The organism is Bradyrhizobium sp. (genome assembly GCF_049798375.1).
Lineage (GTDB): Bacteria > Pseudomonadota > Alphaproteobacteria > Rhizobiales > Xanthobacteraceae > Bradyrhizobium.
In genome coordinates this window covers 1-8,319 of sequence record NZ_JBARGP010000504.1, presented here as the reverse complement: position 1 = coordinate 8,319, position 8,319 = coordinate 1, and the positions used below count along the sequence as shown (strand labels likewise).

General features: G+C 64.1%; 8 protein-coding genes. 3 read left to right on the top strand and 5 right to left on the bottom strand.

Going from position 1 to position 8,319, the window contains the following annotated elements; genetic code table 11:
* Positions 1-1,042 (top strand): DUF2339 domain-containing protein (locus WA702_RS20650; RefSeq protein ID WP_425112401.1); only part of this gene is annotated, 1,042 nt, incomplete at its 5' end.
* A gap of 3 nt (positions 1,043-1,045) precedes the next feature.
* Here WA702_RS20650 and WA702_RS20645 read toward each other — a convergent pair.
* The 5 genes from WA702_RS20645 to WA702_RS20625 all read right to left on the bottom strand — a co-directional run bounded on the left by WA702_RS20645 (position 1,046) and on the right by WA702_RS20625 (position 6,526).
* Positions 1,046-2,734, bottom strand: a complete 1,689-nt coding sequence (locus WA702_RS20645; protein WP_425112400.1) for a methyl-accepting chemotaxis protein — start codon at positions 2,732-2,734, stop codon at positions 1,046-1,048.
* Positions 2,735-3,017: 283 nt separating this feature from the next.
* Positions 3,018-3,251 carry a DUF6894 family protein gene (locus WA702_RS20640; protein ID WP_425112399.1) on the bottom strand — a complete coding sequence of 78 codons (234 nt, stop codon included), beginning with the start codon at positions 3,249-3,251 and terminating at the stop codon, positions 3,018-3,020.
* Positions 3,252-3,447: 196 nt separating this feature from the next.
* The gene (locus WA702_RS20635) at positions 3,448-4,134 is read right to left on the bottom strand and encodes a hypothetical protein (protein ID WP_425112398.1); all 687 of its coding nucleotides are present in this window, start codon (positions 4,132-4,134) and stop codon (positions 3,448-3,450) included.
* A gap of 116 nt (positions 4,135-4,250) precedes the next feature.
* Positions 4,251-5,237: an MDR family oxidoreductase gene (locus WA702_RS20630; protein ID WP_425112397.1), complete on the bottom strand. Its 987-nt coding sequence runs from the start codon at positions 5,235-5,237 to the stop codon at positions 4,251-4,253.
* Positions 5,238-5,275: 38 nt separating this feature from the next.
* Entirely contained in the window at positions 5,276-6,526 is a 1,251-nt protein-coding gene (locus WA702_RS20625; RefSeq protein WP_425112396.1) for an MFS transporter, read from the bottom strand.
* 330 nt (positions 6,527-6,856) lie between these two features.
* On the opposite strand from WA702_RS20625, the gene nadA reads away from it, so the two are divergent.
* Together nadA and WA702_RS20615 are read left to right on the top strand one after the other, a co-directional pair.
* Positions 6,857-7,966 (top strand): quinolinate synthase NadA, encoded by a 1,110-nt coding sequence (gene nadA / locus WA702_RS20620; protein ID WP_425112395.1) that lies wholly within the window; start codon positions 6,857-6,859, stop codon positions 7,964-7,966.
* A gap of 204 nt (positions 7,967-8,170) precedes the next feature.
* On the top strand, positions 8,171-8,319 hold a 149-nt coding region (locus WA702_RS20615; RefSeq protein WP_425112402.1), incomplete at its 3' end, for an FAD-dependent oxidoreductase.

Sequence of the window (8,319 nt, the reverse complement as noted above, 5' to 3'; positions counted from 1 at the left end):
GGACAAGGGCTCGCTGACGATCGCGCTCGCTTTGACCTCGCTCGGCACGGCCTGGATCGCCGAGCGGCGGCCGATCCCGTTCCTGCGGACGCTCGCGGCCATCCTCGCCGGCATCGTGGCGGCGCGGATCGGCTACGACCCGCGCGTCGTCGGCGACGACGTCGGCACCACGCCGATTTTCAATTGGCTGCTGTGGGGCTATGGCGTGCCGGCCGCGTCGTTCTGGGGCGCGAGCTATCTGATGCGCCGCCGCGGCGACGATGCCCCCTTGCGCGCGGTCGAGGCCGCCGCGATCCTGTTCACGGTGCTGCTCGCGAGCCTCGAGATCCGGCACGCGGTGAATGGCGGCGACATGGTCGCGGTGCCGTCGCTCGTCGAGACCGGGCTTGACGTCTGCGCCTGGCTCGCGATGGCGATCGGGCTGGAGCGGCTGCGGGTGCGCAGCGGCAGCGTCGTTCACAATATCAGTGCCGTGGTGCTGACCGGGCTCGCCGGCCTCAGTGCCGTCGGCGGGCTGCTGCTGCTGGAGAACCCGATGTTCTCCGATGTCGAGATCAACGGCAGCATCATCAACCTGCTGCTGCTCGCCTACGCGCTGCCGGCCGTGCTGATGCTGCTCTTGTCCTACGTGGTCGCCGGCCGGCGCAACGTCGTCTACGCCAACAGCCTGGCTGCCGGTGCGCTGATGCTCGCCTTGTTCTATGTGAGCCTGGAGATCCGCAGGCTGTATCACGGCCCGGTCCTGACGGACGGGACGACCACGAGCGCCGAGCAATATACCTACTCGATCGCCTGGCTCGCGTTCGGCGTGCTCCTGCTCGGAATCGGCGTACTGGTACAGTCGCAGCGCGCGCGCCTCGCCTCGGCGGTGGTGATCGCGCTCACCATCCTCAAGGCCTTTGTGATCGACATGTCGATCCTGGAAGGCGTCTACCGCGCGCTGTCCTTCATCTGCCTCGGGCTGGTGCTGGTCGCGATCGGCTGGCTGTACCAGAAGATCCTGTTCCGCAGGCGGCCGCCACCGGCGACCGCCACGACGTAGCGATCAGGCAGCGCGGACGTTCTCGAGGAACTTCGCCACTTCGTGGTTCAGGCGATCGCTGTCTTTCGCCAGCAGCTTGGCGGCGCTCAGCACCTGCGAGGAGGCGCTGCCGGTCTCGGTCGCGCCGCGCTGCACGTCGACGACGCTCGACGACACCTGCTCGGCGCCGGCCGCTGCGTTCTGCACGTTGCGCGAGATCTCCTGCGTCGCGGCGCCCTGCTCTTCGACGGCGGCCGCGATCGCCGCGGAGATTTCCGACAGCGTCGCAATGGTGCCGGAAATCGCCTTGATCGCGTTGACCGAGTCCTGCGTCGCGGTCTGGATGCCGGAGACCTGCTGGCCGATCTCGTCGGTCGCCTTCGCGGTCTGCTCGGCCAGCGCCTTCACTTCGGTGGCGACGACCGCAAAGCCCTTTCCGGCCTCACCTGCCCGCGCCGCCTCGATGGTCGCGTTCAGAGCCAGCAAGTTGGTCTGTCCTGCGATCGAGTTGATCAGTTCGACGACATCGCCGATGCGCGCCGCCGCCTTTGTCAGTTCGCCGACCCGATCATTGGTGGTGCGCGCCTGTTCGACGGCGTCGCGGGCCACGCGCGCGGATTCCTGGACCTGGCGGCTGATCTCGCTGATCGACGAGGACAGCTCCTCCGTGGCCGATGCCACCGACTGAACGTTGGTGGAGGCTTCCTCGGAGGCGCCGGCCACGACGGTGGAGATTTCCTGCGAGCGGTTGGCAGTCGACGACAGCGAGCTCGCGGAATGCTCGAGCTCGACCGATGCCGAGGACACGGTATCGACGATTTCGCCGACCACCGCCTCGAACTGGCGGGTGATGCTGTCGACGCGCTGGCTGCGCTCGATCTTCGCCTGTGCATCGCGCGCCGCGGCGTCGTCCGCGGCCTTCTTGGCGATCAGCGCCTCCTTGAAGACCTGCAACGTGTCCGCCATGACACCGATCTCGGTGTGTTCGCCGCGATGCGTGACTTCGGCCGCCAGATTGCCGTTGCTGAGCTCCTGCATCGGCTTGACGACGTCGGCGATGCCCTTCGACACGTTGCGCACCAGGGATATGCCGACCATCATGCCGGCGACCATCGCTATTGCGATGATGATCATCACCAGCCAGAAAGCCCTGAAATAGCTCTCGCTGGCCTCGCGGGTCGCCTCCTTGGCGCCCTTGTCGTTCAGCTCGATATCCTGGACAAAGTAGTTATCCGCGGCGCGCGCGATCGTCGCGACCGAGTTGTTCAGAAGCTCGCTCGCGTCGTGGGGAATCCGGCCGACGCTCTTGTGCGACTCGTCCATGACCTGGCGGACACCCACGATGTACTTGTCCCAGGCCTGGGCCCATTTGTCGTAGACAGCGCGTTCCTCGGCCGAGGTGATCATCGGCTCATAGGTTTTGCGGTCCTTCTCGATCGCGGCGAGAACGCCGGCAATGCGCTTGTCGGCCGCCTGCTTGGTCTCGGTGGTCTCGGACATGACCTGGGCGCGCAGCGCGATGCGCAGCAGATTGATGTCGGCGCGCAGCTCGCCGATCGCCCGCACGCTCGGCAACCAGTTGTCGGCGAGGTCCACGGTATGGGCATTGATCGAACGCATGCTGGAGATGGCGAGAGTGCCAAGGCCCGACATTGTTGCAAGCATGAAGACGATGACGGCAATGATCTTGGCGCGAATTGACAGCTGGGCCATGAGGTACTCTCCCAAAAAGCCAGTAAACCCCCTTGCAGCGATCCGGTTGCGAACTCTGGGCCGCCTGTGAAATCGATCGCACTCAGGAAGCAAACGGTGCGATGGAAATTCCAGGCGGACCATGACTTTTAATGACCAAATTCGGAGTTAATTAACTGACCGGTAGAACTACGGGCAAATATGAGCGCGTTGACAGGTCATCAGCTGCCTCTAGCGGGACGATGCGCGGCCGGTCAAAAGCAATCCACGACCGGCCGGCATGCATCGCGCGAGGAAGAGTTGGCTACCCCACGGACTCCGCAACAAGACGGATGCGGAACACCGGCTGCTTGGCCTCGTCGAGCAGCTCCATCCGCCACTCGGCGTCTTTCTGCAGGCTGCGCGAGATACCGCCGATCAAATCGGCGCAAACGGACGTCAGTTCGCTCCAGGCCGACTCGCGGCTGGCGCATTCGTAAGGCTGATCAGCAGCGCCCGAGTAGCGCCCCTGACTGATGCGAAAAAAGTAAAGCGACATAGTCGACCCTTTCGTTTGGGCCACCCCCCGCGCTCACACTGGGATGAGAGTCGCTACCGATGCCTGAATGCAGGGCACCGTAGGATTACGGCGCAACGATGTATCCCTTCGTGGCCAGCGAGAGATTTGTTTCGGACTATGTACGATGAGATGCGTTGTGCGCTTCGGCAACGCGGCCGGGCACGCCGGCAGATAGTTAGTCCGTGGAGCGGCGCAGCTCCAGCGCACCCTGCTCGGCCGGCTTGCTCTCGGCCTTCGCTTCAGCCTTCGTCGTTTCGGACTTGGTACTATCAGCCTTGGTATTATCAACCTTGGTCGCTTCGGCCTTGACCGATCCGGCCCGATCCGGTCCGGTCTTGATCGGCTCGATCTTCGCACTCTCGACGCGCGGCGTCTCCACGCGCGTGGCAATCTCGGCATGCGATGTTTCGGCGGCCGCGCGCGGCGAATGCTGCCCATGCGACTTCGCGACTGCGCGCGCCATCAGCATCGTGGCGCCGCCCTGATGCTGGAAATCGCAATAGGCGAACCCGAAGCCCGAGACGGAGCCGCGGAAGCTGCGGTCATCCTTCTTGTCGAGATTGAAGCACGGCTCGAACGGCAGTCCCTTCAGCGAGGCGCAGACATTGTCGCCGTGGATCTGCAAGGTGTTGCCCGGCAGCCGGACATGGCGGACCGGGCCCGAGCCGGAGAGCTGCACGGCGCCGGCGGCGCCCATGTCATCGAGAATGCGGCCCGCGCCGCGGGTGCCGTCGAAGCAGGTGAAGGCGAACACCTTACCGGCCACGAATTTGCGCGCCTCTTCCGCCGTCATCGACCCTGCAAGCGCGGGAGCGATCATGGCGCCCGCGGTGACGGTCCCTAACAGAAAACGCGCGAGCATGCTGTCACTCCAACTCCAACAAATACCAGCGGGCAAGGCGATGGTCCTTTACCCGATGCTTACCATACCAACCATGGCGACATTGAAGCAGCTTGGTTGGTAAAGTCTGAACGTACTCAGGATATTTTTACCACTAATCTACCACGAACCTGACCGGCGAGGATCCGCGGCGCCACCTCCGCGACCTGATCGAGGCCAATTTCATGAGTAATTTCAGATAGTTTTGACCGATCCAGATCCTGCGCCAACCGTTCCCAGGCAGCTTTGCGGGCGGCCAGCGGGCACATCACCGAGTCGATGCCGAGCAGCGCCACGCCGCGCAGAATGAACGGCGCCACCGAGGACGGCAGGTCCATCCCGGCGGCGAGCCCGCAGGCCGCGATCGCCCCGCCATATCTGGTCATCGATAGAAGATTGGCGAGCGTGGTCGAGCCGACGCTGTCCACCCCGCCCGCCCAGCGCTCCTTGGCAAGCGGCTTGGCCGGTCCCGACAGCTCATTGCGGTCGATCACCTCGGCCGCGCCGAGCTGCTTGAGATAGTCTGTTTCGGCGGACCGGCCGGTCGAAGCGATGACGTGATAGCCGAGCTTGGAGAGCACGGAGATCGCAACCGAGCCGACGCCGCCCGCGGCGCCGGTAACAACCACCGGACCGCTTTGCGGGAGTACGCCCTGTTTCTCCAGCGCCAGCACCGCCAGCATCGCGGTAAAACCTGCCGTGCCGATCGCCATCGCCTCGCGCGCCGAAAGGCCGTCCGGCAGGCCGACCAGCCAGTCGCCCTTAACGCGCGCCTTCTCGGCATAGGCGCCGAGATGCGTCTCGCCCATTCCCCAGCCGGTGCAGATCACCTGATCACCCGCCTTCCAGGCCGGATGGCTGGACTGCTCCACCGTGCCGGCGAAATCGATCCCGGCAATCATCGGGAAGCGGCGCACCACCGGCGCTTTGCCGGTGAGCGCGAGCCCATCCTTGTAGTTCAGGGTGGACCATGCGACGCGTACGGTGACGTCGCCGTCCATCAGCTCGGCTTCGTCGAACTGCGTCAGCGCGGCCGTGGTGCCCCTGTCTGCCTTGTCGATCCTGATCGCCTTGAATGTCGCCACGACAACCTCCTGAACTCAAGCTTTCGGGTTTTATCGCATCAGGCCGGCTGTGCAATGGCCCGTTCGACCGGCTTTTCGACGATCGGCAGATTGATCAAGGCCGACAGCACGCCGAACAGGATCGAGAGCCACCAGATCGGCGTGTAGGAACCGTAGCGCTCGAACACGAGGCCGCCGAGCCAGACGCCGAGGAAGCCGCCGACCTGGTGGCTGACAAAGGCAAAGCCGTACAGGGTCGCCATCCAGCGGGTGCCGAACATCAGCGCGACCAGCGATGAGGTCGGCGGCACCGTCGACAGCCACGCGAGACCCGAAACGGCGCCGAAGGCGATGGCCGAGGCCGCCGTGACCGGGAACGAGATGAAAGCCAAGGTCGCCAGCGCCCGGGTGAAATAGATGAAGGACAGAATGTAGCGCTTCGGCAGCCGGCTCTGCGCCCAGCCGACGCTGAGCGAGCCGATGATGTTGAACAGGCCGATCGCGGCGATCACCCAGCCGCCGGTTTGCGCGGTGAGGCCGCGATCGACCAGAAAGGCCGGCAGGTGCACGGTGATGAAGGCGAGCTGGAAGCCGCAGGTGAAGAAGCCGAGCACCAGCAAAACATACGAGCGATGGCCGAACGCCTGCATCAGCGCGGTCGTGAACGACTGGTGCTCTGCATCGGTCAATTGGGTCTCGGCGGCCGGCGGCGTCGCGATCGCAAGCGACAGCGGCACGATGAACAGCATCAGCACGGCGAAGACAATCAGCGCGCTCTGCCAGCCGAAATTGCCAATCAGCGCCACGCCGAACGGCGCAAACAGGAACTGGCCGAGCGAGCCGGCGGCGGTGCCGGCCCCGAGTGCAAGCCCGCGGCGCTCGGGCGGCAGCAGCTTGCTGAAGGCCGACAGCACCAGGTTGAACGAGCAGCCCGACAAGCCGAAACCGACCAGCACGCCGGCGCCGATATTGAGCGACAATGGCGTCGCCGAATAGCGCATCATGACCAGGCCGCCCGCATAGAGCAGCGCGCCGACGCAGATCACGCGCATGACGCCGAAACGGTCGGCGATTGCGCCGGCCAAGGGCTGGCCCAGGCCCCACAGCAGGTTCTGCACCGCAATCGCAAGCGCGAACACGTCGCGGCCCCAACCAAATTCGCGGCTCATCGGCTGCACGAAGAAGCCGAGCGTCGAGCGCGGCCCGAAGCTCAACAGCGCAACGGCGCAACCGCAGACGATGATGACGGCCGGGGTGCGCCAGCCCGTGGCAGGCGACGATACGCCAATGCCCGTTGCTTCTGTCGCCATGGGTCCTCTCCCTTGCTGTCGGCGCCCCGCTCGGCGCGGCGAGCTCTGGTGTTTAATGCGTTTGCATGAAAACCGGAACCGGGCGAATTAAAAATTTCAATAGCTCGCACCGGCTGGATGCGTGGAGCTCCGGCGGTAGCGCGTTGACGATTTGTTGAGAAGATCGGGGCTGGCGGGATGCCAGCGACCATGCTATTTTCGTTTTGCTCTTATTGAGAATATAGAAGGCGCCGGGCCGGCCGCATGGACCGCCAAGCGGACCTCTGCCAACGGTGTTGGTCGCGCCTTATATATGCTCAACAAGAGTATATATCAAACGAGGAGGCCCCGATGCCGGTCACAGCACTCTATGGTCCCGAGGACATCGCTCCGGGCGGCTTGCGGCCATCCGGCATGCCAGAACGGCTGCCTGCCTCAACGGGTGGTGCATCTCTCCTGCCCCGGCCGTCGCTGCAATGGACGCCCGAGGTCCGGCGCGCCACCGCGCATCTCTACGACCGGGTCAGCACGGTAATCCCGCCGGTGGAATGGCCAACAATGGCGCCTGTCATCGCCGCCATCAACGAGCTAAAGGCATCGCGCGACGCGGTGATCCTGGCGCACAACTATCAGACCCCGGAAATCTTCCACTGCATCGCCGACATCAAGGGCGACTCGCTGCAGCTCGCAGTCGAAGCCACCAGGGTGAAAGCCGACATCATCATTCAGTGTGGCGTGCATTTCATGGCCGAAACCGCGAAGCTGCTCAATCCGGACAAGCGGGTGCTGATTCCAGATTCTCGTGCCGGCTGCTCGCTCGCGGCCTCGATCACCGGTGCCGACGTGCGGCTGTTGCGCGAACGTTTTCCCGGCGTTCCCGTCGTCGCCTATGTCAACACCTCGGCCGAGGTGAAGGCGGAGGTCGACATCTGCTGCACCTCCTCCAATGCGGTGCAGGTGGTGGAGAGCCTCAACGCGCCGGAAGTGATCTTCCTGCCTGATCAGTATCTGGCCCGCTACGTGGCCTCGAAGACCAACGTGAAAATCATCGCCTGGAAAGGCGCCTGCGAAGTACATGAGCGCTTTACTGGTGACGAGCTCCGCACCTTCCGCGAGGCCGACCCGTCGGTCCAGATCATCGCGCATCCGGAGTGTCCCCCCGATGTGCTGGCGGAAGCGGACTTTACCGGCTCGACCGCGCATATGATCGACTGGGTCCGCAAGCATCATCCGCGGCGCGTGATGCTGATCACCGAATGCTCGATGGCCGACAACGTGCGCGCCGAGCTGCCCGACATCGAGATGGTGCAGCCCTGCAATTTGTGTCCGCACATGAAGCGGATCACGCTGGCAAACATACTCGATTGCCTGCTCGACCTAAGCGGGGAAATTACCATCGATCCCGCCATCGCCGCACGGGCGCGACAGCCGATCGAGCGGATGATCAATCTGCGCAACTGATCACAACGCCTCATTAGGCATACAGCGCGCGAACGGAACACGAGACACAGCCATGGCGAGAGCGACCGGCAAGATGGCGGCGTTTTGTAGCCAAAGACAACTAAACAGCGACAGATGTCTCCAAAGAAAGGCTAACGCGCAACTGCTTAGCCTGATCGGCGGGGAACTTTCTTGAACGGCCGGAACCAACGAACGGATAGAGCCATGGCTCAGCAACCTCATGATCTGATCGAAACCAGCGGGAATGTCGTGATCATTGGCGCCGGGCTGGCGGGACTGTTTTGCGCGCTGAAGCTGGCGCCACAGCCGGTGACCTTGATTTCGGCAGCGCCGCTGGGCCACGGCGCCTCGAG

Bases quoted from the DNA above. Each gene is read 5' to 3' on its own strand.
- WA702_RS20645 (WP_425112400.1), bottom strand. From the start codon at position 2,734: ATGGCCCAGCTGTCAATTCGCGCCAAGATCATTGCCGTCATCGTCTTC.
- WA702_RS20640 (WP_425112399.1), bottom strand. From the start codon at position 3,251: ATGTCGCTTTACTTTTTTCGCATCAGTCAGGGGCGCTACTCGGGCGCT.
- WA702_RS20635 (WP_425112398.1), bottom strand. From the start codon at position 4,134: ATGCTCGCGCGTTTTCTGTTAGGGACCGTCACCGCGGGCGCCATGATC.
- WA702_RS20625 (WP_425112396.1), bottom strand. From the start codon at position 6,526: ATGGCGACAGAAGCAACGGGCATTGGCGTATCGTCGCCTGCCACGGGC.
- nadA (WP_425112395.1), top strand. From the start codon at position 6,857: ATGCCGGTCACAGCACTCTATGGTCCCGAGGACATCGCTCCGGGCGGC.